Genomic DNA, 25,887 nt, shown 5'->3' with positions numbered 1-25,887 from the left:
CGGCGGGGGTGGGTCAGTCGTCGGTGGTGGGGTCGACGATGCGGACGCCGAAGTGTGCGCTGAGGGCGGTGCAGGCGCGGCAGGGTGGTGCGAAGGTGCCGTGGAGGGGGTCGCCGTCCTCGCGGATGCGGCGGGTGGTGAGTTTGGCGTGTTTGAGGGCTTTGCGGGCTTCGCCGTTGGACATGGGCCTGCGGGAGGCGCGTTTGCTGCGGGCGGCGTCGGCGGCGGTGAGGTGCCGGGAGATGAGGACGGTCTCGGCGCAGCGGCCGGTGAAGCGGTCGCGTTGTCCGCTGGTGAGGGTGTCGAGGAAGTCCTGGACGAGGTGGTGGAGGGCGGGGGGTGTGTCGGCGCGGACGGGGGTGCCGGTGAGGGTGGTGCCGCGGACGGAGAGGGCGGCGGCGACGGTGGGGAGTATGCCGTCGCGGCGGTGGCGCAGGGTGGGGGTGTGGGGGGTGTCGGTGGCGCTCCAGTCGATGCGGGGGTCGCCGGTGCGGAGGTCGTCGGACCTGCCGGTGTGTGGTCCCGTCTGTGTGGCGCTCATGGTTCTTTTTCCCCTCCTGTGCATCCCCCCGAAGGTCACAGGGTGCCAAATGGTGTGGGTGGTGTGGAAGCGGGGGCGTGTCGACACGCGTGGGTGGGGGCGTTCCGTCACGGGAGGGTGACGGCTGGTCACGGTGGGGTGACGGGTGTGGTGGCCGGGGCCGGTGACCGGTGTCGGTGTACCGCTTAGGCTGTCGGCACCGCGTGTGGGTGCGGTGTTTTTGGACAGTGCAAGTGGATCAGACAGACGCCGCAGGGGGCTACCGCCATGACGACAGGTCGGCTGGGGCAGACCGTGCCGCCGAACGCGGCCTATGCCGGGCAGGTCGTGCATTTCCCGGATCCGGTGAGGGCGGCTCGTCATCCGAGGGGGGTGCGGGTGGATGAGCGGGGGTATCCCGTTTTTTCGCCGTATGCCCGTGCGGTGGCGGAGATCGCGGAGCCGCCGGCGGGGTTCGGGGTCGATGAGCTGCGGTTGACGGACTATGTGTCGGCGAACGCGGCGTTGTCGGCGTCGGGGCACGAGTTGTGGGACACGGTGCCGGCGGTGGCGACGCCGCACGGCTGGACGTGGCATCACGTGGTGGGGTCGCGGCGGTTGGAGCTGGTGCCGGTCGAGGTGAAGGCGTTGCTGCGGCATCACGGGGGCATCGCGACGGCGGTGGTGGATCAGGGGAAGCGGGGGACGCGGCCGTTGCAGGAGACGCGGCCGGTGCACTTCCGGCTGCCGAAGTCGGGTGTGGCGGTGTCGGAGCAGCAGGTGCAGGGGGTCGAGGAGGATCTCGGGTACCGGTTGCCGGGTGCGTACCGGTCGTTCCTGAAGGCCGCGGGTGGTTGTGCGCCGGTGGGTACGGCGTTGGACGCGGAGTTGGGTCTGTTGGTGGACCAGCCGTTCTTCACGGTGCGTGAGGAGGCGGCGGTCAATGATCTGGTCTATGTGAACAAGTGTCTGCGGGACCATCTGACGAAGGATTTCCTGTGCGTCGCGTTCGTGCAGGGTGGTCTGCTCGCGGTGAAGGTGAAGGGCGAGCGGGTCGGTTCGGTGTGGTTCTGTGCGTACGACGATGTGCGGGATGTGGATCCGTCGTTGTCGCCGGCGGAGCGGGTGGAGCGGTTGCTGTTGCCGTGCGGTGAGGATTTCGACGCGTTCCTGTCGCGGCTGGCGGGGTCTCCGCCGGAGTTGGAGACGGTGGCGAATCTGATGGTGGACGGTGGTTTCGCGCGTGCGGTGCCGGTGGGTTCGGCTGTGTCGTCGGCGTCTTCCGCATCTTCCGCATCTTCCGCACCTTCTGCGTCTTCTGCGTCTTCGGTGGGGGAGTGACTGGCGATGGTGACGTTCGCGCAGGCGCAGGAGCGTGCGGAGGAGTGGGTCAACGGTGATCTCCCGGCGTATCAGCACCGTGAGGTGCGGGTGCGGGAGTTCGGGCTCGGGTTCGTGGTGTGGGCCGAGGACCGTGCGGACGGGCCGCGTTCGGACGGGGGCGCGCAGCGGCTGGTGATCGCGCGGGACAGTGGTGAGGCGACGCTGTGGCCGGCGTTGGCGGTGGGTGAGGTGATCCGCCGTTACGAGGAGGAGTACGGCCGTCCGGAGGCGGCGGAGGAGCCGGTTCCGGCGCCGCCGGCGCGGGTGGATCTGAATCAGACGTCGTTCCTGCTGACGCCGCCGGAGTGGTTGCAGGAGGCGGCGGACAAGCTCGGTGTGCCGGACGGGCGCGGCGGGCGTGGCACGGACGACGGCGACGTTAGCGGCGACGGCACCGGTGCCGGTGGTGAGGCGGCCGGTGCCGGGGAGGATGCCGGGTCGGGGCTCGCGCGGACGCAGGCGGGGGTGCCGTCGGGCGGGCCGTCGGGAGACGGGGAGTCCGCCGGTGGGTCTTCCGCCGGTGGGGCTTCTGCGGCGCCGGGCGGGGGTGCGGCGTGGCCCGCCGCTCCGGCGGACGCGGGTGACGTGTCCGGGGCGGGGAGCGGTGCGCCGGGCGTGCCGGCCGGGGCGACGCCGTGGGCGGGGACGGACACCAACGCGGACACCGGTGAGGACCGTTCGGTGCCGTTGCCCGAGACGGTGTTCGCGCCGCCGTTGAGCGAGGCGGGCGGTACGCCGCCGTCGGTGACGCCGGACGCGAAGACGGCGTTGATGTCGGGCGGCAGTCAGCTTCCGCCGACGGCGCTCGCGCCGGCGGTCGACGTTCCGGACGCGCCGGTGCCGTCGGCGGGCGGGGCCACGCCGCCGACCGTGCCGCCGGTGCGCGCGCCGGGCGCGGGGGAGATCGCCGACGCGGCGACGAGCAAGGCGGTGCCTTCGAAGCGCGGCGGCGGTGCGACTCCGCCGCCTCCGCCCGGTGCTCCGGGTGTGCCGGGGGTGCGGCCGGGGAGTACGCCGACGCCGGCTCCGGGGGCGCCCGCGCCGGGTGGTCCGGCGGGTGGGTATGTGCCGACGCAGCTGGTGTCGTCGCTCGGTCCGGAGGGGCCCGGTGCTCCCGGTGTTCCCGAGGCCCCGGGGGGCACGGCGGGTGGCCCGGCCGGTCCGGGTGCGCCGCCTTTGCCGCCGAACGCTCCCGGCGGGACGCCCCCGGGCGGGGTGCACCACGCCGCGACGATGCTGGCCGACCCCGGCCGGCCGGGCGGCGGGGCGCCGAAGCCTCCAGGCCCGCCGGGTGCTCCCGGCGTCCCGGGTACGCAGGGCGGTCCCGGTGCACCGCCGCCTTCGGCTCCTCCCGTGGGTCCGGGTACGCCGCCGCCTCCGGTTCCTCCGGGGCCGCCGGGTTCCTCGGCCGGTGGGCACGGCGGTGTGCACCAGGCGCGGACGGTGCTGGCCGGGCCTTCGGTGGGTGGCCCCGGTGTGCCTCCGCCTCCGTCCGCCCCTGGTGTGCCGGGGGTCCCCGGTGCCGTGCAGCCCGTGCCGCCGGGCGCGACGCCTCCTGGGGCGGTGCCTCCGGGTGCGATGCCGCCGGGTGCGATGCCGCCGCCTGGACAGCCGGTGCCGGGTCGGCCGGTTCCCGGGCAGCCGCCGGCGTACGGCTATCCGCAGCCGCCGGCCGGCGTGCCGATCGTCGGTCCCGGCTACCAGGCCGTGCTGCGCTACCGCGCGCAGGACGGTTCCGAGCAGCAGCTGATCCGGCGTTCGGCGCCGGGTGTGCCGCATCCGGAGTGGCAGATCTTCCACGAGCTGCGGGCGATGAACGTGCCGCCGGACCAGGTGCTGGAGCTGCACACGGAGCTGGAGTCCTGCGAGCTGCCGGGCGCGTACTGCGCGCGGATGATCCGGGAGCAGTGGCCGCAGGCGCGGATCACCTCGATCGCGCCGTACGGCACCGATCACGCGAGCCGGCAGCAGGGCATGCAGCAGCTCCTCGCCCATCAGGGCGAGCTGCACCAGGTGGCCGACGGGCCGGCGCGTCCGGCGCCGGTGCGCGCGCCGCTGCCGCCGGTGCAGCCGGCGCCGCCGATCCCGCCGGAGGGCATCGGGCAGGAGCTGGCGGCGGCGTTCGGGCCGGGTGTCTTCCGGTTCGAGCAGGCCGCGGTGGACCGCCAGGGGGTGCCGCCGGTGGTGGCGCACACGCTGGTGGTGGCGGGGCTGCCGGTGGACATGGGCCCGTTCTTCTGGGCGCAGGCCCAGCCGGGCCGTCCGGTGCCGACGCTGGCGGAGCTGGCGGCCGAGCGCGGGGTGCAGCCGGCGTCGGACGCGGGTTCGTACCTCGTCGTGGGCAGTGACTTCGGCAAGGCGGTCTGTGTGCAGTACGGCACGGCGCACATCGTGGCGGTGCCGGTGGAGGCGGGGCCGGGCGGTGCGCCCGTGCCGCCGCAGTTCGTGAACACCGGGCTGCCGGAGTTCGCGCGCTGTCTGGCGCTGCTGGGCCGGATGTGGCGGCTGCGGTACGGGCTGAACCAGGAGCAGGCGGGCCGTTGGACCGTCGACTTCCAGGCCCAGCTCGCCGCGCTGGACCCGGCGGCGCTCGGGTCGCCGGAGAGCTGGTGGTCGGTGCTGCTGGAGCAGATGTGGGACGGGCTGTTGTGAGGCGGCGCCGCTGACGCGGAGCGCGGACCGACGACGGGCCGGGCCGGGTCACCCCCAGGGGGTGCCGGTCCGGCCCGTCGGCGTTTTCGGGCGGGCGGGGCACCGGCAGGTGCGGCTTTCGTGCGGAGTGTCGCGTTATGAGGGTTTACGTCCGATCCGTAAAGATGTCCGGACATCGCGGAAGTCTGTCGGTGGATCGGGCGAAACAGGGGTTCCGGCATGAGCAGCGCATCGGCGTCTGGGCACGGCTTCGAGACCGTACGGGGGCGTGGTTACCGTCCCGGGCAGGTCGACGCGTGTGCCGAGGCGCTCTCGCGGGAGCGCGACGCCGCCTGGGAGCGGGCCGCCCGTCTCACCGTGCTGGCCCGTGAGATGGGCGCGGAACGGGACCGGCTGCGGGAGACGGTGGCGGGGCTGGTGCCGCAGACGTACGAGACGCTCGGGGAGCGCGCACGGTTGATCTTCCGGCTCGGGCTGGAGGAGGCCGACGCCCTGCGGGAGCGCGCACGGTGTGCGGCGCGGGAGCTGGAGGACGAGGCGCGGGCGTACGGGGAGGGAGTGCTCGAGGCCGCGCGGGCGTACGCCGACGCGGTACGGGCGCAGGCCGACGAGCGGGCCCGGCGGCGGCTGCTCGCGGCGCGCGCGCAGGCCGACGACGTGCGGATCGCGGCCCGGCGCGAGGTGCGGGCCGGGCGCGGCGAGGCGCTGGCCGTGCTGCGGGAGGCGCGGCGGCGCGGCTCGGCGCTGCTCGCCGCGCAGCGGGACGAACAGGCCGCGCGGTGGGCGCGGGCCGAGCAGGAGGAGGCCGGGCGGGCGGCCGCGCTCGACGCCCACCACGAGGAGCTGTTCGCACGCGCCGGGCAGGCGCTGGCGGAGGCGGAGCGGGCCCTGGCCGGCGCGGAGCGGGAGGCCGCGTTGCGGCAGGAGGAGGCGCGGGAGCGGGCGGAGGAGATCGTGGCGGGGGCGCGGGAGCGGGCGGAGCGGATCGCGCGGGAGACGGAGCGGGTGCTGCGCGAGCACGGGGAGCGCTGGGACGAGGTGCAGGACCAGATCAGCGCGTTCCGCGGCCGCCTGGGCACCCTGACGGGCCGCGGCGTGGAGTGAGGAGCCGCCGGCCGGCCGGCGCGGGCTGTCAGTCCTTCAGTACCGGGAACTTCCGCGGGGCGACCACCAGCAGCACCAGGAACGCCAGCGCCGCCGCTGCCGCCGCGCCCAGGTAGACCGCGTGGACGGCCTCGGCGATCGCGTGCCGTACGGGTTCGGCGGGGGCGCCCGTGTCCAGCGCCCGGGTCACCGAGTCGAGGTCGCTCGCCCCGCCGAGCCGTGCGGCCAGTACGCCGTTGGCGACCGCGCCGAAGAGGGCCGCGCCGACGGTCTGGCCGGTCTGCCGGCAGAAGAGGACGGACGCGGTCGTCGTGCCGCGTTCCGACCAGCCCACCGTCGACTGGACGCCGACGATGAGCGGGAGCTGGAACAGGCCGAGCGCGGCGCCGAGGAGCAGCATCAGCAGCGTCGGCTGCCAGGCCCGGCCGGGGTAGGGCAGGAAGGGGAAGGCGAGCAGGATCAGCGACGCGGCGCCGATGCCCAGCATCGCCGTGTTGCGGAAGCCGATCCTGCGGTACACGTGCTGGCTCAGCGCGGCCGACACGGGCCAGGTCAGCGTCCACACGGACAGCACGAACCCGGCGGCCACGGGCGCCAGTCCCAGCACCGACTGGGCGTAGGTGGGCAGGAAGACGGTCGGGGCGACCATCAGCAGGCCCAGCGCGCCGAGCGCGAGGTTCACCGCGGCGATGGTGCGGCGCCGCCACACCCAGCCGGGGATGATCGGTTCCGCCGCCCGGCGCTCGATCACCACCACGGCCGCCAGCAGCACCAGTCCCGTCCCGAACAGAGTGAGGGAGGGCGCCGACAGCCACGGCCAGGCCACGCCGCCCTGCACCAGCGCGGTGAGCAGGACGCCGCCGCAGGCGAACACGGCCAGCGCGCCCGCCCAGTCGACCCGGGGACGCGCGGCGGGCGGCACCCGCCGCGGCTCGTGCAGGTGACGGACGATCAGCCACAGGGCGAGGGCGCCGACCGGCAGGTTGACGAGGAAGATCCAGCGCCAGTCGGCGTAGGCGGCCAGCACGCCGCCCAGACCGGGACCCGCGATCGCCGACACCGCCCACACGGTGGACAGCCGGGCCTGGATCCTGGGCCGTTCCTCGAGCGGGTACAGGTCGGCGGCGAGGGTCTGCACCGTGCCCTGCAGGGCGCCGCCGCCCAGGCCCTGCACGATCCGGAAGGCGATCAGCGCGGCCATGTTCCACGCGAGCGCGCACAGCAGGGAGCCGAGCAGGAAGACGGCCGCGCCCGCGACCAGCACCGGTTTGCGGCCGAAGGTGTCGGAGAGCTTGCCGTAGACGGGGAGGGTGACGGTGACGGCCAGCAGGTAGCCGGAGAAGAGCCAGGAGAAGAGGGAGAAGCCGCCGAGGTCGCCGACGATCTGCGGGACCGCGGTGGAGACGATGGTCGAGTCGAGGGCGGCCAGCGCCATCGCGAGCATCAGCGCGGCGACGACGGCACCGCGCCGCTCCGTGCCGCCGCCGGGTGCGGTCTCGCGTACCGCCGGTCTGGTGCCGCCCACTGCGGGCCTCCCCCTCGTGCTCACCGGGCCGCTTTTTGAGTGCCCTGTGCAACCATCTGCCGCCCACAGCTTGCCACTTGCCCCTCACACGGCGGGAGGGAGGAGGCCGAGCGTGTCACAGGGAGGAGGCCGGGTGCGTCCGAGGGATGAGGGCGACCCCTAGGAGAACTCCGCCGACGGGTGGACTGCCCTTAGGGGTACCTCCGTACTACGGCAGGGGCAGGGTTCGTACCGGCGGAGGACGATACGGGCCCCGGTGCGTCCTTAATCTGGCTTTACGCCGCGGGGGGCGGTGAACCGGACCCACGGGGGTGGGGTTTTCCCCAGGGAAAGAGTGCGCCGAGCACCAGCGCGCCCGGACCCCGGGTCCGGCCAGACTCTCCGACGTGACCAGCGACAGCTTCGGCGGTGGCGCCCGGCGCGCACCGCGGGCACCGGCGGCTCATTCGATGACCGACATAGGAGACTTGACATGACATCGGCCGTAACGATTCCCCGGCACGGGAGCACTGGAGGGCGTACGGCCGTCGCCGCGCGGGCGCGGCAGGTCGTCAAGGCCTACGGCAGCGGGGAGACCCGGGTCGTCGCCCTCGACCACGTCGATGTGGACATCGCCCGCGGGCAGTTCACCGCGATCATGGGCCCGTCGGGCTCCGGCAAGTCCACGCTGATGCACTGCCTGGCCGGTCTCGACACCGTCACCGGCGGGCAGATCCACCTGGACGAGACCGAGATCACCGGTCTGAAGGACAAGAAGCTCACGCAGCTGCGCCGGGACCGGATCGGCTTCATCTTCCAGGCGTTCAACCTGCTGCCGACGCTGAACGCGCTGGAGAACATCACGCTGCCCATGGACATCGCCGGCCGCAAGCCCGACAAGGCGTGGCTGGACCGGGTCGTGGAGACGGTGGGCCTGGCCGGGCGGCTCAAGCACCGGCCGAACCAGCTCTCCGGCGGCCAGCAGCAGCGCGTCGCCGTGGCGCGGGCGCTCGCGGCCCGGCCGGAGATCATCTTCGGCGACGAACCGACCGGGAACCTCGACTCGCGGGCCGGCGCCGAGGTGCTGGGCTTCCTGCGCCGGTCGGTGGACGAGCTGGGCCAGACCATCGTGATGGTCACCCACGACCCGGTCGCCGCCGGCTACGCGGACCGCGTGCTGTTCCTCGCCGACGGCCGGATCGTCGACGAGATGTACGAGCCGACCGCGGAGGCCGTCCTGGACCGCATGCTGCGTTTTTCCGGGGGGAACCCCCGGACCTCCGACTCCGACGCCCGGGGGCGCACGTCATGACCGTCCTGAAGACCTCGATGCGCAACTTCTTCGCGCACAAGGGCCGGATGGCGCTGTCGGCGGTGGCGGTGCTGCTGTCGGTGGCGTTCGTCTGCGGCACGCTCGTGTTCACGGACACCATGAACACCACGTTCGACAAGATCTTCGCCGTCTCCTCCGCGGACGTCACGGTCGCCCCGAAGGACGCCGAGGGCGAGGACACCCCGCAGAACGGGGTGCCCGCGTCCGTGCCGGCGTCCACCCTGGAGCGGATCCGCTCCGCCGAGGGCGTCGAGTCGGCCGAGGGCGCCGTCGTCTCGATGAACGTCACCCTCGTCGACGCCGACAACGACAACGTGGGCGCCACCAGCGGCGCCCCGACCATCGCCGGCAACTGGACCGAGAACGACCTGCGGTCGATGGAGATCACCTCCGGGCACGCCCCCCGCGGGCCCACCGAGGCGATGATCGACGCCGACACCGCCGACAAGCACGGCCTGAAGATCGGCGACGAACTGCGCACCATCGCGCAGACCGGCGACTTCAGGACCCGCATCACCGGCATCGCCGCCTTCACCGTCACCAACCCCGGCGCGGCCGTCGTCTACTTCGACACTGCCACCGCCCAGCGCGAACTGCTCGGTGCCACCGGCAGGTTCACCCAGTTCAACGTCACCGCCGCGGACGGCGTCTCCGACACGCAGCTCAAGCGGAACGTCGCCGAGGCCCTGGGCGGCGACTACAAGGTCCGGACGGCGAAGGAGACCTCCGACGAAGGCCGGGAGGAGATCGCCGAGTTCATGGATGTCATCAAGTACGCCATGCTCGGCTTCGCCGGGATCGCGTTCCTGGTCGGCATCTTCCTGATCATCAACACCTTCTCCATGCTGGTCGCCCAGCGCACCCGCGAGATCGGCCTGATGCGGGCCATCGGCTCCTCCCGCCGGCAGGTCAACCGCTCCGTGCTCATCGAGGCGCTGTTCCTCGGCGTCGTCGGCTCGCTCCTCGGTGTCGCGGCCGGTGTCGGGATCGCCGTCGGCCTGATGAAGCTGATGTCCGCGGCGGGCATGAACCTGTCCACCGACGACCTGACCGTGAAGGCGGCCACCCCGGTCGTCGGCCTGGTCCTCGGCGTCGTCGTCACCGTCCTCGCCGCCTACCTGCCGGCCCGCCGCGCCGGCAAGGTCTCCCCGATGGCCGCCCTGCGCGACGCCGGCACACCGGCCGACGGCAGGGCCGGACGGATCCGCGGCCTGATCGGCCTGGTCCTCACCGCCGCCGGCGCCGCCGCCCTGTACGCGGCCGGTACGGCGGACAGGGCGAGCGAGGGCGCGTCGATGCTGGGACTGGGCATCGTCCTCACCCTGATCGGCTTCGTCGTGATCGGCCCGCTGCTGGCCGGCGGGGTCGTACGGGTGATCAGCGCGGTGCTGCTGCGGGCCTTCGGCCCGGTGGGCCGCATGGCCGAGCGCAACGCCCTGCGCAACCCGCGCCGCACCGGCGCCACCGGGGCCGCGCTGATGATCGGCCTGGCGCTGGTGGCCTGCCTGTCGGTGGTCGGCTCCTCGATGGTCGCCTCGGCCACCGGCGAGCTGGACAAGACGGTCGGCGCGGACTTCATCGTCCAGGGCAACCAGCGGATCGTGCCGCAGGCCGAGAAGAAGATGCAGGACACGCCCGGCCTGGAGCACGTCACCCGCTACAAGACGCTCGACGCCACGCTGACCTCCCCCGACGGCCGGAAGGACGACGGCGGCCTGATCGCCGCCGACCCGACCTACGCGCAGGACGTGCGCCGCCCGACCACCGCCGGCGACCTGGCCGCCGCCTACGGCCCTGACGCCATGTCGGTCGGCTCCGACTACGCGAAGAAGCACGGCGTGCGCGTCGGCGACACGGTCTCCGTCGCCTTCGAGGGCGGCGCGACCGCGAAGCTGAAGGTCGCCGCGATCACCGACGACGACACCGCCATCGACCAGGGCGCCCGGTACGTCAGCATCGACACGATGCGCAAGTACCTGCCGGCCGACCGCGTCCCGCCGAGCACGATGATGTTCGCCAAGGCGGAGGACGGCCAGGAGAGCCAGGCGTACGCGGCGCTGAAGAAGTCGCTGGACCCGTACCCGCAGTACCAGGTGCGCGACCAGACCGACTACAAGCAGCAGCTCGAGGACGAGGTCGGCCAGCTGCTGAACATGGTCTACGGCCTGCTCGCCCTCGCGATCGTCGTCGCGGTCCTGGGCGTGGTGAACACCCTGGCGCTGTCGGTGGTCGAGCGGACCCGCGAGATCGGCCTGATGCGGGCGATCGGACTCTCCCGCCGTCAGCTGCGCCGGATGATCCGCCTGGAGTCCGTGGTCATCGCCCTCTTCGGCGCCCTGCTGGGGCTCGGGCTGGGCATGGGCTGGGGCACCACGGCCCAGAAGCTGCTCGCCCTGGAGGGACTGAACGTCCTGGACATCCCCTGGCCGACGATCATCGGCGTGTTCATCGGCTCGGCCTTCGTGGGCCTGTTCGCCGCCCTGGTCCCGGCGTTCCGGGCGGGCCGGATGAACGTGCTGAGGGCCATCGCCACGGAGTAGCCCGCCGGCCGCCGCGCACGGGGGCCGCGGGAGAGGAAGCCCGGCGCCGGAGTCCCACGGGACCCCGGCGCCGGGCTCCCCGCCTGCCCGGCCGGCTCCGCCTCCGCCGAGCCGGTGTGCCGCGGGGCGCTTCCAGCCCACCGAGCCGGGGGCGGGTGGGCACAGGCCGGGGTCCAGGTGGGCGGAGTCCCCTGGTACCCGGGCCGCACGCCGGGGCACCCGTCCACGGATGGGGCGTTGTCCACAGCCCCCGCGCCCGCCCGCGCAGCGACGTACGCTGGGAGACCCCCGGCCCGCAGCGCGCGCCGGGCCCGTCGTGTTGTACGTACACCCCCGGACGGAAGCGCCCCTTTCATGAGCCTGCACGGTCTGCTCGACGCCGTCGTCAAGGACGCCGCCCTCGCGGAAGCGATCACCGCGGCCGCCGACGGCAACCGCATGCACGTCGACCTGGTCGGTCCCCCCGCGGCCCGGCCCTTCACGGTCGCCGCGCTGGCCCGCGGGACGAGCCGCCCCGTCCTGGCGGTGACGGCGACCGGGCGCGAGGCGGAGGACCTGGCCGCGGCCCTGCGCTCGCTGCTGCCGCCCGAGGGCGTCGTCGAGTACCCGTCCTGGGAGACGCTGCCGCACGAGCGGCTCAGCCCGCGCAGCGACACCGTCGGCCGCCGCCTGGCCGTTCTGCGCCGCCTGACCCACCCCCGCGACGACGACCCGGAGACCGGCCCGGTCCAGGTCGTCGTCGCGCCCGTGCGTTCCGTGCTCCAGCCGCAGGTCAAGGGCCTGGGCGACCTGGAGCCGGTCTCCCTGCGGAGCGGGCAGAACGCCGATCTGGACGAGGTCGTCGAGGCCCTCGCCGCCGCCGCGTACGCGCGCGTGGAGCTGGTCGAGAAGCGCGGCGAGTTCGCCGTGCGCGGCGGCATCCTCGACGTGTTCCCGCCCACCGAGGAACACCCCCTGCGCGTCGAGTTCTGGGGCGACGACGTCGAGGAGATCCGTTACTTCAAGGTCGCCGACCAGCGGTCCCTGGAGGTCGCCGAGCACGGGCTGTGGGCCCCGCCCTGCCGCGAGCTGCTGCTGACGCCCCAGGTCCGCGAGCGGGCCGCCGCCCTCGCCGAGGACCACCCCGAGCTCGGCGAACTGCTCGGCAGGATCGCCGAGGGCATCGCCGTGGAGGGCATGGAGTCCCTGGCGCCGGTCCTCGTGGACGACATGGAGCTGCTGCTGGACGTGCTGCCCAAGGGCGCCATGGCCGTCGTCTGCGACCCCGAGCGCGTGCGGACCCGCGCCGCCGACCTGGTCGCGACCAGCCAGGAGTTCCTCCAGGCGTCCTGGGCGGCCACCGCGGGCGGGGGCGAGGCGCCGATCGACGTCGACGCGGCCTCCCTGTGGTCCCTCGCCGACGTCCGGGAGCGGGCGCGCGAGCTGGACATGATGTGGTGGTCGGTGTCGCCGTTCGCCGCCGACGACGCCCTGGACGACGCCGACACCCTCAAGCTGGGCATGCGCGCCCCCGAGACCTACCGCGGCGACACCGCCAGGGCGCTGGCCGACACCAAGGGCTGGCTGTCCGACGGCTGGCGCGCCGTCTACCTCACCGAGGGCCACGGCCCGGCCGCCCGCACCGTCGAGGTCCTCGGCGGCGAGGGCATCGCCGCCCGCCTCGACAACGACCTGGACGAGCTGAGCCCGTCCGTCGTGCACGTCTCCTGCGGCTCCCTCGACCACGGCTTCGTCGCCCCGGCCCTCAAGCTCGCCGTGCTCACCGAGACCGACCTGACCGGCCAGAAGGCCGCCGGCCGCGAAGGCGCCCGGATGCCGGCCCGGCGCCGCAAGACCATCGACCCGCTCACCCTGGAGGCGGGCGACTACATCGTCCACGAGCAGCACGGCGTCGGCCGCTACATCGAGATGGTGCAGCGCACCGTCCAGGGCGCCACCCGCGAGTACCTGGTCGTGGAGTACGCCCCCGCCAAGCGCGGCCAGCCCGGCGACCGGCTCTACATCCCCACCGACCAGCTGGAGCAGATCACCAAGTACGTCGGCGGCGAGGCCCCCACCCTGCACCGGCTCGGCGGCGCCGACTGGACCAGGACCAAGGCCCGCGCCAAGAAGGCCGTCAAGGAGATCGCCGCCGACCTGATCAAGCTCTACAGCGCCCGCATGGCCGCCCCCGGCCACGCCTTCGGCCCCGACACCCCCTGGCAGCGCGAGCTGGAGGACGCCTTCCCCTACGCCGAGACCCCGGACCAGCTCACCACCATCGCCGAGGTCAAGGAGGACATGGAGAAGACGGTCCCCATGGACCGCCTGATCTGCGGCGACGTCGGCTACGGCAAGACCGAGATCGCGGTCCGCGCCGCCTTCAAGGCCGTCCAGGACGGCAAGCAGGTCGCCGTCCTCGTGCCGACGACCCTGCTGGTGCAGCAGCACTTCGGGACGTTCAGCGAGCGCTACGCCCAGTTCCCGGTGACCGTGAAGGCGCTGTCCCGCTTCCAGACCGACACCGAGGCCAAGGCCGTCCTGGAGGGGCTGCGCGAGGGCTCGGTGGACGTCGTCATCGGCACCCACCGCCTGTTCTCCTCCGAGACGAAGTTCAAGGACCTCGGCCTGGTCATCGTCGACGAGGAGCAGCGCTTCGGCGTCGAGCACAAGGAGCAGCTGAAGAAGCTCCGCGCCAACGTCGACGTGCTCACCATGTCCGCGACCCCCATCCCGCGCACCCTGGAGATGGCGGTCACCGGCATCCGCGAGATGTCCACGATCACCACCCCGCCCGAGGAGCGCCACCCGGTCCTGACCTTCGTCGGCCCCTACGAGGAGAAGCAGATCGGCGCCGCCATCCGCCGCGAACTGCTGCGCGAGGGCCAGGTCTTCTACATCCACAACCGCGTCGAGTCCATCGACCGCGCGGCGGCCAAGCTGCGCGAGATCGTGCCCGAGGCGCGCATCGCCACCGCCCACGGCCAGATGTCGGAGCAGGCGCTGGAGCAGGTCGTCGTCGACTTCTGGGAGAAGAAGTTCGACGTGCTGGTCTCCACGACCATCGTCGAGTCCGGCATCGACATCTCCAACGCCAACACCCTGATCGTCGAGCGCGGCGACAACTTCGGCCTCAGCCAGCTCCACCAGCTGCGCGGCCGCGTCGGCCGCGGGCGGGAACGCGGCTACGCCTACTTCCTGTACCCGCCGGAGAAGCCGCTGACCGAGACCGCGCACGAGCGGCTCGCCACCATCGCCCAGCACACCGAGATGGGCGCCGGCATGTACGTGGCCATGAAGGACCTGGAGATCCGCGGCGCCGGCAACCTGCTCGGCGGCGAGCAGTCCGGCCACATCGCGGGCGTCGGCTTCGACCTGTACGTGCGGATGGTCGGCGAGGCCGTCGCCGACTACCGCGCCTCCCTGGAGGGCGGCGTGGAGGAGGAGCCGCCGCTCGAGGTCAAGATCGAGCTGCCGGTCGACGCGCACGTCCCGCACGACTACGCCCCCGGCGAGCGGCTGCGTCTGCAGGCGTACCGGTCCATCGCCTCCGCGGGCAGCGAGGAGGACGTCAGGGCCGTACGCGAGGAACTCGTCGACCGCTACGGCAAGCTGCCGGAGCCGGTGGAGAACCTGCTGCTGGTGGCGGGGCTGCGGATGCTCGCGCGGGCGTGCGGCGTCGGCGAGATCGTGCTCCAGGGCAACAACATCCGTTTCGCTCCGGTGGAGTTGCGCGAGTCGCAGGAGCTGCGCCTCAAGCGCCTGTACCCGGGCACGGTCATCAAGCCCACCGGTCACCAGGTGCTGGTGCCGCGCCCGAAGACCGCGAAGGTGGGCGGCAAGCCGTTGGTCGGACGGGAACTGCTGGCGTGGGTGGGGGAGTTCCTGACGTCGGTCCTGGGGTCCTGACCACCGGCCGCGGCCCGGCGAAGAGCGGCCGCGGCCCGTCGGAGGCCTGTCGCGGAGAAGCCGTCCACGGACCCGGGTCCGTGGACGGCTTCGGTGTGCGCGGTGTGAGAGGACGTTCTCCTACGGCCGGTCGCCGCCCTGGTCGCGCCCGAAGCCGAGCTTGCCCTCGGCCTGCTGCTGCGCGGCGTCGACCTGCTTCTCGTACTTGCCGCCGGTCCTCTGGTTGACCTGGCGTTCGGCGGCGTCGGACATCTTCCGGGAACGGTCCTTGTCCTTGCCTGCCATGCTCTTCATCTTGTCGAGGAAGCCCATGCGGCGCTCCTTCCGGGACGTGACTCCTCTCCGACCGTACGCCAGATATGCCGGTCATGCCCAATAAGGACCTCTATGGTCTGAACCTCTCCCTCGCTACGGTGGTCCTGAACCGCAAGGAAAGGGGCGCTTATGAGGCGGCACAGCAGGATTCGTACCGGACGGTCCGCGGGCGCGGCCCTTGTTCTCGTCCTGGTCGCGGGCTGCGGGGGATCCGACGGCGCCGGCACCCCGAAGGACGGCGGCGGCGACACCGCGGCGCCGGCCGCGGGGAAGGCGGTCAGCCCCCTGCACAACCCCGACGGCACCCGGCCCGGCCTCGCCCCGGTCACGGGCGACACCGACCGGAAGGCGGCCCGCGAGCTCATCGAGAAGCTGAGGACCAAGGGCCGCGGCCCCAAGACCGGTTACGACAGGGACGAGTTCGGCTACGCCTGGATGGACACGGCCGACGGCGTACCGCTGGCGCGCAACGGCTGCGACACACGCAACGACCTGCTGAAACGCGACGGCCAGGAGGTGCGCTTCCGGTCGGGCTCGAACTGTGTGGTCATCGCCATGACGCTGCACGACCCGTACACCGGCACCACCATCGACTGGCGCAAGCAGGAGGCGAGCGAGGTGCAGATCGACCACGTCGTGCCGCTGTCGTACAGCTGGCAGATGGGGTCGTCGCGCTGGCCGGAGAGCAAGCGCGAGCAGATCGCCAACGACCCGCTCAACCTCATCCCCGTCCAGGGCCGGGCCAACTCCGCCAAGAGCGACTCCGGACCCGCCACCTGGCTGCCCCCGAGCAAGGGGATCCGGTGCGCGTACGCCGTCCGGTTCGCCCAGGTCGCCGTCAAGTACGAGCTGGCGGTGACCGCGCCGGACCGGGAGGCGATGCTGCGGCAGTGCGGCGGCTGAAACCGCCGGTGAGCGCGGTGCCGTGGGCGTGACGGCGCACGGCGGGGGCTTCCGGTGTTCGAGGAGCGGTGGAGCGGTGCGCGGGCCGGTCTCGCCGCGGCGCCGGTCAGAACTCGCCGTTGCCGAGGATCTCGCCCTCGGCGTCGTAGACGGTGACGAGACCGTTGTCGCTGTCCTTCCAGTCGGCGAACGCCGAGGCGATGAGCTTGGCGGGTCCCGTGCCCTCGCCCATGATGCCGCCGGTGAAGTCGGTGTAGACGTCGGCGGTGTCGAGGATGTCGTTCTGCTCGTCCGCGCCCTGGACCTTGGTGACGTGGGAGACGGCCTGCTTCTCCGTGGCCGTGCCGTTCTTCTCCACGAACGCCTTGAACCGGTCCGCCTGCGAGGCCTTCCCGGTCCCCTTGTCCTCGGCGGGCTCGCCCTCGGCCGCCTCGGCGCCGGACGAGCCGCCCGCCGCGCCGGACGAGCCGCCCGCCTGCGTGCCCCCGGTCTTCTCGGCGGCGGCGGAGGTCCGGCCGTCGCCCTTGCCGTCGCCGCCCCCCTCACCGGAGTTCGCCGACACGGCGCCGATGACGACGAGCCCCACCACGGCACCCAGCGCGACCTTGGTCTTCATACCCATGTCTCAGTCCCCTCCCAGAGGGCGGCCGCTTCCTGTCACGGTCGCCCGTTGGCGAGGTCAATAAGACCAGAACCTGTGAACCGAGTCAACCAGGTTCACAGAGTGGGGCGTGTACACGATCGTGAACGTCTCCGCGCACGCCGTCTCGGTATGCTCGTCGCCACACACGGGACGAGGGGAGCCGCGCGGGTGCAGGACAACGCGACAGAAGTGACCGCCGCCGGGATCGCACGGCTCGCCGGCGTGGGCCGCGCGGCGGTGAGCAACTGGCGGCGCCGGCACGCGGACTTCCCCCAGCCCGTCGGCGGCACCGAGACCAGCCCCTCCTTCGCCCTCGCCGACGTCGAGGCATGGCTGCGCGCCCAGGGCAAACTCGCCGAGGTCCCCCTGCGCGAACGCGTCTGGCAGCGACTCGCCGGCCACCCCGAGGGCCCCGCCACCGCCCTGGTCCACGCCGGCTGCGTCCTCCTGCTCATCCACGACCGCCCCACCGACTGGCTGGACATCGGCGCCGGCTCCGACGAACGCCTCGCCGCCCTGCTCCCCGCCGCCCTCGATCAGGTGCTCGCCCCCCGCTTCGGCGACGACCGCGCCCGCACCCTCCCCACCCCGCAGACCCCCGCCCTGCTGCCGTCCGTGCCTCTCCTGCGCGGCGTCGCCGAACTCGCCGCCGACCAGGGCGCCCGGCAGGCCTACGAGTTCCTGCTCGGCCGGCACCTCGACGCCAACCCGCGCCACCACACCCTCACCCCGGCCCCCCTCGCCGAGCTGATGGCCGAACTCGCCGGCCCCGCCCGCACGGTGCTCGATCCGGCCTGCGGCACCGGCACCCTGCTGCGCGCCGTCGGCACCCGGCCCGGCCAGGAGCGGTACGGCCAGGACAGCGCCCCCGGACTGGCCGCGCTCACCGGACTGCGGCTCGCCCTGAGCACCACGGCCACCGTGCGCGTCGCCGACGGCGACACCCTGCGCGCGGACGCCTTCCCCGGCCTGCGCGCCGACGCCGTCCTGTGCCACCCGCCCTTCAACGAGCGCAACTGGGGACACGACGAACTCGCCTACGACGCCCGCTGGGAGTACGGCTTCCCGGCCCGCACCGAGTCCGAGCTGGCCTGGGTCCAGCACGCCCTCGCCCGGCTGAAGGACGACGGCACGGCCGTCCTCCTCATGCCGCCCGCCGCCGCCTCCCGCCGCTCCGGCCGCCGTATCCGCGCCGACCTGCTGCGCCGGGGCGCCCTGCGGGCCGTCGTCGCCCTGCCGGCCGGCGCGGCGCCGCCGTACAGCCTCCCGCTCCACCTGTGGGTGCTGCGCCGGCCCGGGAAGGCGCCCGCGCGGCCCGAGGTGCTGCTCGCCGACGCGGGGGAGCACGCCGGCGAGGGACGCGGCGGCCCGGACTGGCGGGCCGTGCGGGAGACCGTCCTCGACGCGTGGCGCGACTTCGACCGCGCCGGACACTTCGACGAACGCCCGGGCCGGGCCCGCAGCCTGCCCGTCATCGAACTCCTCGACGACGACGTCGACCTCGCCCCGGCCCGCCACCTTCCCCCGCCCACGGCCACCGACGGCGCCGAACAGCTCACGGACGTGCGCGCCCGCCTCGGCGAGACACTGCGGCTGGCCGCCGACCTCACCCCGCCCCCCGCCGGGACCGCGCCGTCGCCGCCCCGCTGGCCGCTGACCACCGTCGGCGAACTCGCCCGCGGCGGCGCCCTGCTGATGCGCGCCGGCACCAGCGGCGGCCACGCGCGCGTGCCCGTCCTCACCGATATCGACGTCCTCGCCGGCACCGCCCCCTCCGGCACCCTCCCGGAGAGCGACGAGGAACCCGTCCTCACCGAGGCGGGGGACGTCGTCCTGCCGGTCCTCGGCGGCGAATCCGTGACGCGGGTGATCGACGACGCCACCGCCGGCGCCGCCCTCGGCCGCCACCTCGTCCTCCTGCGCCCCGACCCGGCCGCACTCGACCCCTGGTTCCTCGCCGGATTCCTGCGCGGCACCGCCAACAACCGCCGGGCCAGCAGCTACGCCTCCACCGCCACCCGCCTCGACGTGCGCCGCCTCCGCCTCCCCCGGCTCCCGCTCGACGCCCAGCGCCGCTACGGCGCCCGCTTCCGCGCCCTCGACGAGTTCGAACGGTCGCTGCGGCACGCGGCCCGCCTCGGCGAACAGCTGGTGCGGGGGATGTACGACGGGCTCACGGACGGCACGGTCACCCCCGACTGACGCCCCGCGCGCGGGAAACGGCCGGCACGGCAACGGTCACGGCAACGGTTCGGTACAACCCGGAGCCGGTTGTCCGCGTCGGCCTATACGCTCGTCACACACTGGGCCGTCCGGTGTACGTCCGTCCGATCAGGTTGCCGGGAGAAGTCATGCACGGCCAGGGCCATGTGCCGCCACCGCCGCCGCGCCGCCCCAGGACCGCGGCGCTGGTGCTGCTGCGCGTCCTCTTCGTGGCCCTGCCGCTGCTGAGCCTCGGGTTCCTGGCGTGGATCTCCACCCTGTACGCGGCCATCGTGACCCGCAGGCCGCGCGACTGGTGGGCGTTCGCGGCGACGGCCGTCGTCATGGTGATCAGCTTCGGCCTCATGGCCACCGACCACACCGACGACTTCAGCACCCCCCAAGGCACCGCGGGCATGATCATCCTGCTGCTCAACGCCTGTGTCTGCGCCGGCTACTTCCTGTACGCCCACATCCGGCACCACCAGGAGCCGCTCCACGCCGGCCACCTGCCGCCCGGCCACCCGGCCGCCGGATACGGCCACCCGCACCCCGCCTACCCGTACACCCCCGCCCCTGTGCCCGCGCCGGCACCGCCGTACCAGGCCCGGCACCCCCACACGCCCGTGGCACCGCCCCGGCAGACCCCCGTGGCACCCCCGCCGGCGCCCGTCACCCCGCCCCCGCAGCCCGCCCGCATCGACCAGGTCCGCGCCGAACTCGACGAGCTCAGCGACTACCTGCGCAGGCACGACGGCGGCAGCGGCGGCCACCAGGGAGGGCGGTGACCGTGACGGCGGGACGTGTCGTCGCCGGCCGCTACGAACTGTCCACCCTCATCGGCCAGGGCGGCATGGGCCAGGTCTGGACGGCCTACGACCAGCGCCTCGACCGGCGCGTCGCGGTGAAGCTGCTGCGCCCCGACAAGGTGGCCGGCCAGGAGGCCGACGAACTGCGCCGCCGCTTCGTGCGCGAGTGCCGGGTGACCGCCCAGGTCGACCACCCCGGCCTCGTCACCGTGCACGACGCGGGCAGCGAGGGCGAGGAACTGTTCCTCGTCATGCAGTACGTCGACGGCGCCGACCTCTCCGACCACCTCGCCGAGCACGACCCCTACCCCTGGCAGTGGGCCGTCGCGGTCGCCGCCCAGCTGTGCGCCGTCCTCAGCGCCGTGCACGCCGTGCCGATCGTCCACCGCGACCTCAAGCCGCGCAACGTGATGGTGAAGCAGGACGGCACCGTCACCGTCCTCGACCTCGGCGTCGCCTCCGTCATGGACGCCGACACCACCCGCCTCACCCACACCGGCACCCCCATAGGCTCGCCCGCCTACATGGCCCCCGAGCAGGCCATGGGCGGCGCCGTCGGCCCCTACACCGACCTGTACGCGCTCGGCGTCCTCCTGCACGAACTCCTCAGCGGCGACGTCCCCTTCGCCGGCTCCACCGCCCTCGGCGTCCTCCACCGGCACCTGTACGAACCGCCGCTGCCCGTGCGCCGCCTCCGCCCCGAGGTCCCCGAGGCGCTCGAAGCCCTCGTCCTGCGCCTGCTCGCCAAGGACCCCCAGCACCGCCCCGCCTCCGCCCAGGAGGTCTACGAGCACCTCGCACTGCTGCTGCCCGCGCGTGGCATGCCCACCGGCGGCCCCCTCGACCCCACCCGCCCCTTCGTACGCCCGCACGCCCCCTGGCCCGACCGCGCCCGCACCCCCGCGCCGCAGCCCGCCCCGCCCCAGCCCGCCCCCGAGGCCGGCAAACCGGACGTCGCCCGCGCCGTCGACGACGTCAAACGCCTCCTCGGCGAGGGCCGCATCACCCAGGCCGTCGACATCCTCGGCGCGATCCTGCCCGCCGCCGCCGAACAGCACGGCGAACGCTCCCCGGTCGTGCGCACCCTGCGCAAGCAGTACGCCGCCACCCTCCTGGACGACGGCCAGTACCGCCGCGCCCTGCCCGAACTGCGCCGCCTCGCCGACGAACGCGCCGCCGAGGCCGGCCACGCCGACCCCCAGTCCCTGCGCCACCGCTACGACGCCGCCCAGTGCCTGGAACAGCTCGGCGAACCGGCCGCCGCCCTCGCCGAGTACCGCGCCCTGCTGCCGTACTACGAGAACCAGTACGTCGCCGGCGACCCCGACCTCGCCCACGACGTCCGCCGCCGCATCGGTCACCTCCTCCTCGCCCTCGGCGACCGCGCCGCCGCCCACGAGACCCTGGTCCGCCTCCTGCACGACCTGGAGCGCACCCACGGCCCCGGACACCCCCTCGCGGCCGAGGTCCGGCGCACCCTCCAGTGGCTCGGCCAGGTGCACGGCTGACGCACACCGTCTCGGAGAAGGCGCGGCGGTGCCCGAAGTCCCCGCGAATCGTTGGTCGAATGGGTTGGCCAGAGCCGGGCCACTGCCTACCATCGATCACCGCAAGACCTTGTGCACCCGCCCGCCGCCCGACCACCACCCCTGGTGGAGGCGCTGCGCGCCGCACTGTCCCTTGCAATCTCCAACGGGAGGTTCCCTTGCACCGCCGCCGTCGCACCGCGCTCCTGTTCACCGCCGCGATCGCCGCCGCGTCCCCCCTGCTCACCGCCTGCGGGAACGACGCGCACCCCGGCGCCGCGGCCGTGGTGGGCGACCAGCGGATCACCGTCTCCCAGCTGGAGACGAGGGTCGGCGAGGTGCGCGAGGCGCAGCGGGCCGCCGTCCCGGACGAGACCCGGTACCAGCAGGTCGTCGCCCGCACCGGCACCCTCGCCCGCGACACCCTGCACGGCATGGTCCTCGACCGGGTCCTGCACCACGCCGCCCAGGACGCCGGCGTGACCGTCACCCGCAAGGAGGTCCAGCGGATGCGCGCCGGCCTCGAGGAGCAGGCCGGCGGCGCCGAGCAGCTGGAGACCGCCTGGCTGCAGCAGTACGGCGTCGCCCCCGAACGCCTCGACGACAACCTCCGCGTCCAGCTGGAGGCCCAGAAGCTCGCCGAGCACCTCGGCACCGACACCAGCCGCCCCGAGTTCTGGCAGGCCCTGTCCAAGGCCTCCCGGCAGCTCGACGTCGACCTCAACCCGCGCTACGGCACCTGGGACGTCAGCAAGAGCAGCCGTGCCGACGCGAAGACGCCGTGGGTGCGCGAGGTCACGGCGGCGGAGAGCCCGCAGACGGCGTGACGGTCCCGCGCGGGGGCCGCCCGCCTGCGGACGGCGGGCAGCCCCTGTCCGCGGACGACCGGCAGCCCCCGCCTGCGGACGACCCGCGGGCCGGCCGAAGGCGTGCGTTACGTTCGGACGGTGAACGCAACCAGCTCCGACCCCGCTCACGGCACCGCCCCCGGCCCGGGCCGCATCGTCCTGCTCACCACCAGCCACCGCGTCGCCCCCGGCCTGCTCTCCTGGCCCGCCTGGCAGGCGCTGCGTACGGCCGACCGCGTGCTGTGCGCCGACGGCACCCACCCGCAACTGCCGTACCTGCGCGAAGCCGGCGTACACGTCGAGGAGACGGCCCCGACGGCCGAGGAACTGGTCGCCGCCTGCGCGGGCGGCCGCACGGTGGCCGTCGTCGCGACCGGCGAGGGCGAGCCGGCGCTCACCGACGGACTGGCCCGCCTGGCCGGCTCCGGCCGTATCGCCATGCCCGAGCTGGAACTGCTCCCCGCCTCCTACGACCTCCCGGGCGCCCGCCTCCTCGACCTCGTCCAGGTCATGGACCGCATCCGCGTGGAATGCCCCTGGTCCTCGCGGCGCACCCACGAGGGCCTGGCCAAGTACGCCATCGAGGAGGCCTACGAACTCGTCGAGGCCATCGAGGACGGCGACCGCGACGAACTGCGCGAGGAACTCGGCGACGTCCTCCTCCAGGTCGTCTTCCACGCCCGCATCGCCGAGGAGGACCCCGATGCGCCGTTCTCCGTCGACGACGTCGCGGCCGGCATCGTCGCCAAGCTGATCCACCGCCACCCGCACGTCTTCGGCGACGAGAGCGCGGCCACCCCCGAAGAGGTCAGGGAGCACTGGCTGCGCACCAAGGCCGAGGAGAAACGCCGCGCCTCGGTCACCGAGGGCGTACCCCTCGGCCAGCCCGGCCTCGCGCTCGCCGCCAAACTGGCCTCCCGGGCGCGCACCGCGGGCCTGGAGGTGCCGCTCCCCGAGGGCGAGGGCATCGGCTACGAACTCCTCGCCCTCGCCGCCCGCGCCGAGGCCGAGGGCACGGACCCGGAAGCGGCCCTGCGCGCGGCGGCCCGCGCCTACCGCGACGCGATCAGGGAGGTCGAGGCATGACCGGCCGCCCGGCCGCCCCCGACGGCCCGGTGCCCGAGCTCTTCAGCTGGGAGTTCGCGAGCGACCCCTACCCCGCCTACGCCTGGCTGCGCGAGCACGCCCCCGTCCACCGCACGACCCTGCCCAGCGGCGTGGAGGCCTGGCTGATCACCCGGTACGCCGACGCCCGGCAGGCCCTGGCCGACCAGCGGCTGTCCAAGAACCCGGCGCACCACGACGAGCCCGCCCACGCCAAGGGGAAGACCGGCATCCCGGGCGAGCGCAAGGCCGAGCTGATGACACATCTGCTCAACATCGATCCGCCGGACCACACCAGGCTGCGCCGGCTGGTCAGCAAGGCGTTCACCCCGCGGCGCGTCGCCGAGTTCGCGCCCCGGGTGCAGGAGCTCGCCGACGACCTGATCGGCCGGTTCGCGCCGGCCGGAGAGGCCGACCTCATCCACGAGTTCGCGTTCCCGCTGCCCATCTACGCCATCTGCGACCTGCTCGGCGTCCCCCGTGAGGACCAGGACGACTTCCGGGACTGGGCGGGCATGATGATCCGACACGGCGGCGGGCCGAGGGGCGGCGTCGCGCGCTCGGTGAAGAAGATGCGGGGCTACCTCGCCGACCTCATCCACCGCAAGCGCGCCGCGCTGCCGCCCGAGCCCGGACCCGGCGAGGACCTCATCTCCGGCCTCATCCGCGCCTCCGACCACGGTGAGCACCTCACCGAGAACGAGGCCGCGGCGATGGCTTTCATCCTGCTTTTCGCCGGTTTCGAAACCACCGTCAACCTCATCGGCAACGGCGCCTACGCCCTGCTCACCCACCCTGAACAGCGGACCCGGCTGCAGTCGTCCCTCGCCGCGGGCGAGCGCGGCCTGCTGGAGACGGGAGTCGAGGAACTCCTGCGCTACGACGGCCCGGTCGAGCTCGCCACCTGGCGCTTCGCCACCGAGCCGCTCACCGTCGGCGGACAGGACATCGCCCCCGGCGACCCGGTCCTCGTCGTTCTGGCCGCCGCCGACCGGGACCCGGAGCGGTTCGCGGACCCGGACACCCTGGACCTCTCCCGCCGGGACAACCAGCACCTGGGGTACGGCCACGGCATCCACTACTGTCTCGGCGCCCCGCTCGCCCGGCTGGAGGGCCAGACGGCGCTCGCCACACTGCTCACCCGCCTGCCCGACCTGTCCCTCGCCGCGGACCCCGCCGAACTGCGCTGGCGCGGCGGGCTCATCATGCGGGGGCTGCGCACCCTGCCCGTGTCGTTCACTCCTGTGCCCTCCGGCCCCGTGCCGTCGCCGCCCGACACGCATCCGGCGCCGACGCAAAGGTGACACGCGCTCAGCTCTGTGATCTTCACGTGATCTGCGCGGCATGAACTTGTGACAACCGATCATATGCCTATACGTTCACGGATCAGCGTGGCGACGAGCCTCGTCCGCCACGCGGTCCCCGTCGTCTCGTGAAAGGTCGTCGCATGCTCTCCGGGAACGGTCGTCACCGCCGACCCCGCCAGGCCCCCGCCCTGGTCGTCGCAGCCGGCGTGACCGGCTCCGCCATCGCGATCCCTCTCCTGGGGGCCACCGGCGCCCACGCGGCCGACGGAACGAGCTGGGACCGGGTCGCCGAGTGCGAGACGGGTGGCGCCTGGAGCCAGAACAGCGGCAACGGGTACTACGGCGGCCTGCAGCTGTCCCAGGACCTCTGGGAGCAGTACGGCGGACTCGCGTACGCGCCGAGCGCCGACGAGGCCAGCCGCTCGCAGCAGATATCCGTGGCCGAGAAGGTGCTCGCGGGGCAGGGCGTCGCCGCCTGGCCGACCTGCGGTCCGCTCGCGGGCCTGGGCGGCGGCGCGGGTGCCGCGACGGGCGGAACCGGAACCTCCGGTGACGGGTCGTCGGCGGGGGAGAGGGCGCCCGGCGCGTCCGGCTCGACCGACCCCTCCGAGACCACCGCTTCCCCTGAGGCCACCGAAACCGCCGGAAGCGCCGGGAGCGCTGCGAGACCGTCCTCCCCGGCCTCCCCCTCCCCCTCCTCCACCCCGGCCCCGTCGGCCTCCACGTCCGCCACGGCTGACGTCCCGTCGGACAACAGCGACAAAACGGCCAAGGGTGACACGCCCGGCACGTCCGCCACGCCCGGACTTCCGGCCGACGGTGTCACCCGGGACTCCGGCGGCGCGGGCACGGAGGCCCCCGAAAGCGACGCTGCGGACAAGTCGGGGCAGAACGGCGCCGTTTCGGGGCTCGTCGACACCGAGGAGTCCCCGGCCGGCCGGCACCGCGGCGGCAGCGCCGACGAGGGTGCGGCGGCCGGCCGCGAGGACGCGCCGTCGGGGCGGCACGCCTCGCGCGGCGAGGGCGGCGCCCGCGACCTCACGGACGGCGCGTACACGGTCCGTTCGGGCGACAGCCTCTGGGGCATCGCCGACTCCCTTGACGTCTCCGGCGGGTGGCACGCCCTCTACGCCGAGAACGAGGAGGTCGTCGGCGCCGACCCGAACCACATCCTGCCCGGTCAGACGCTCACGGTCACGGGCGAATCGGTCGAAAACCAGGGGTAGTTCGCGTCACGGTTAGAGGCTGTATGTCCGTTTTGGATCTCGTGAGAGATAGGTCTCAGAAGCCGTGATCGTCTTTGAAA

At 73.7% G+C, this 25,887-nt stretch carries 18 protein-coding genes; 14 read left to right on the top strand and 4 right to left on the bottom strand.

Features of this window, described 5'->3' with window-relative positions; translation table 11 throughout:
• Positions 1 to 13: 13 nt before the first annotated feature.
• Positions 14 to 541, bottom strand: coding sequence for a YwqJ-related putative deaminase (locus tag ACFYOJ_RS04730; RefSeq protein ID WP_356554452.1), 528 nt, complete (start codon positions 539 to 541; stop codon positions 14 to 16).
• Positions 542 to 808: 267 nt separating this feature from the next.
• Between ACFYOJ_RS04730 and ACFYOJ_RS04725 the strand changes: the two genes are divergently transcribed.
• From ACFYOJ_RS04725 to ACFYOJ_RS04715, 3 genes are all read left to right on the top strand, one after another.
• Positions 809 to 1,861, top strand: a complete 1,053-nt coding sequence (locus ACFYOJ_RS04725) for an SMI1/KNR4 family protein (protein WP_356554451.1) — start codon at positions 809 to 811, stop codon at positions 1,859 to 1,861.
• Between the two features lie 6 nt (positions 1,862 to 1,867).
• The gene (locus ACFYOJ_RS04720) at positions 1,868 to 4,555 is read left to right on the top strand and encodes an SUKH-4 family immunity protein (RefSeq protein WP_356554449.1); all 2,688 of its coding nucleotides are present in this window, start codon (positions 1,868 to 1,870) and stop codon (positions 4,553 to 4,555) included.
• A gap of 219 nt (positions 4,556 to 4,774) precedes the next feature.
• The gene (locus ACFYOJ_RS04715) at positions 4,775 to 5,659 is read left to right on the top strand and encodes a cellulose-binding protein (protein WP_356554448.1); all 885 of its coding nucleotides are present in this window, start codon (positions 4,775 to 4,777) and stop codon (positions 5,657 to 5,659) included.
• Positions 5,660 to 5,687: 28 nt separating this feature from the next.
• On the opposite strand, the gene ACFYOJ_RS04710 is transcribed toward ACFYOJ_RS04715, so the two are convergent.
• Positions 5,688 to 7,184 carry an MFS transporter gene (locus ACFYOJ_RS04710; RefSeq protein WP_356554447.1) on the bottom strand — a complete coding sequence of 499 codons (1,497 nt, stop codon included), beginning with the start codon at positions 7,182 to 7,184 and terminating at the stop codon, positions 5,688 to 5,690.
• 472 nt (positions 7,185 to 7,656) lie between these two features.
• On the opposite strand from ACFYOJ_RS04710, the gene ACFYOJ_RS04705 reads away from it, so the two are divergent.
• The 3 genes from ACFYOJ_RS04705 to mfd all read left to right on the top strand — a co-directional run bounded on the left by ACFYOJ_RS04705 (position 7,657) and on the right by mfd (position 14,924).
• The gene (locus ACFYOJ_RS04705) at positions 7,657 to 8,475 is read left to right on the top strand and encodes an ABC transporter ATP-binding protein (protein ID WP_356554445.1); all 819 of its coding nucleotides are present in this window, start codon (positions 7,657 to 7,659) and stop codon (positions 8,473 to 8,475) included.
• Positions 8,472 to 11,036, top strand: coding sequence for an FtsX-like permease family protein (locus ACFYOJ_RS04700; protein ID WP_356554443.1), 2,565 nt, complete (start codon positions 8,472 to 8,474; stop codon positions 11,034 to 11,036). The genes ACFYOJ_RS04705 and ACFYOJ_RS04700 overlap by 4 nt, the downstream gene beginning before the upstream one ends.
• A gap of 354 nt (positions 11,037 to 11,390) precedes the next feature.
• Positions 11,391 to 14,924 carry a transcription-repair coupling factor gene (mfd, locus tag ACFYOJ_RS04695; protein ID WP_356554442.1) on the top strand — a complete coding sequence of 1,178 codons (3,534 nt, stop codon included), beginning with the start codon at positions 11,391 to 11,393 and terminating at the stop codon, positions 14,922 to 14,924.
• A 120-nt stretch (positions 14,925 to 15,044) separates the two neighbouring features.
• Here mfd and ACFYOJ_RS04690 read toward each other — a convergent pair whose 3' ends face one another.
• On the bottom strand, positions 15,045 to 15,236 hold the full coding sequence (locus ACFYOJ_RS04690) for an antitoxin (RefSeq protein WP_356554440.1): 192 nt from the start codon (positions 15,234 to 15,236) through the stop codon (positions 15,045 to 15,047).
• Between the two features lie 132 nt (positions 15,237 to 15,368).
• Here ACFYOJ_RS04690 and ACFYOJ_RS04685 point away from each other — a divergent pair, with 132 nt between their 5' ends.
• A complete protein-coding gene (locus tag ACFYOJ_RS04685; RefSeq protein ID WP_356554439.1) occupies positions 15,369 to 16,142 on the top strand; it encodes an HNH endonuclease family protein in 774 nt (257 codons plus the stop codon).
• A 106-nt stretch (positions 16,143 to 16,248) separates the two neighbouring features.
• Here the strand turns inward: ACFYOJ_RS04685 and ACFYOJ_RS04680 are convergent, their stop codons facing one another.
• A complete protein-coding gene (locus ACFYOJ_RS04680) occupies positions 16,249 to 16,764 on the bottom strand; it encodes a hypothetical protein (RefSeq protein WP_356554437.1) in 516 nt (171 codons plus the stop codon).
• A gap of 189 nt (positions 16,765 to 16,953) precedes the next feature.
• Between ACFYOJ_RS04680 and ACFYOJ_RS04675 the strand changes: the two genes are divergently transcribed.
• The 7 genes from ACFYOJ_RS04675 to ACFYOJ_RS04645 all read left to right on the top strand — a co-directional run bounded on the left by ACFYOJ_RS04675 (position 16,954) and on the right by ACFYOJ_RS04645 (position 25,807).
• Positions 16,954 to 18,987: an N-6 DNA methylase gene (locus ACFYOJ_RS04675; protein WP_356554435.1), complete on the top strand. Its 2,034-nt coding sequence runs from the start codon at positions 16,954 to 16,956 to the stop codon at positions 18,985 to 18,987.
• A gap of 149 nt (positions 18,988 to 19,136) precedes the next feature.
• On the top strand, positions 19,137 to 19,775 hold the full coding sequence (locus tag ACFYOJ_RS04670) for a hypothetical protein (RefSeq protein WP_356554433.1): 639 nt from the start codon (positions 19,137 to 19,139) through the stop codon (positions 19,773 to 19,775).
• Between the two features lie 38 nt (positions 19,776 to 19,813).
• Positions 19,814 to 21,304 carry a serine/threonine protein kinase PkaE gene (gene pkaE, locus ACFYOJ_RS04665; RefSeq protein ID WP_356554557.1) on the top strand — a complete coding sequence of 497 codons (1,491 nt, stop codon included), beginning with the start codon at positions 19,814 to 19,816 and terminating at the stop codon, positions 21,302 to 21,304.
• A 197-nt stretch (positions 21,305 to 21,501) separates the two neighbouring features.
• Positions 21,502 to 22,149 (top strand): SurA N-terminal domain-containing protein, encoded by a 648-nt coding sequence (locus ACFYOJ_RS04660; protein ID WP_356554431.1) that lies wholly within the window; start codon positions 21,502 to 21,504, stop codon positions 22,147 to 22,149.
• A gap of 120 nt (positions 22,150 to 22,269) precedes the next feature.
• Positions 22,270 to 23,256 carry a nucleoside triphosphate pyrophosphohydrolase gene (locus tag ACFYOJ_RS04655; RefSeq protein ID WP_356554429.1) on the top strand — a complete coding sequence of 329 codons (987 nt, stop codon included), beginning with the start codon at positions 22,270 to 22,272 and terminating at the stop codon, positions 23,254 to 23,256.
• Positions 23,253 to 24,578, top strand: a complete 1,326-nt coding sequence (locus ACFYOJ_RS04650; protein ID WP_356554427.1) for a cytochrome P450 — start codon at positions 23,253 to 23,255, stop codon at positions 24,576 to 24,578. Before ACFYOJ_RS04655 ends, ACFYOJ_RS04650 begins: the two co-directional genes overlap by 4 nt.
• 143 nt (positions 24,579 to 24,721) lie before the next feature.
• Positions 24,722 to 25,807, top strand: coding sequence for a transglycosylase family protein (locus ACFYOJ_RS04645; protein WP_356554425.1), 1,086 nt, complete (start codon positions 24,722 to 24,724; stop codon positions 25,805 to 25,807).
• Positions 25,808 to 25,887 lie beyond the last annotated feature (80 nt).

The sequence above is a fragment of the Streptomyces sp. NPDC006384 genome (assembly GCF_042870695.1).
Lineage (GTDB): Bacteria > Actinomycetota > Actinomycetes > Streptomycetales > Streptomycetaceae > Streptomyces.
Note: the sequence above shows the minus strand (reverse complement) of the source record. Positions and strands in the feature narration are given on the sequence as shown.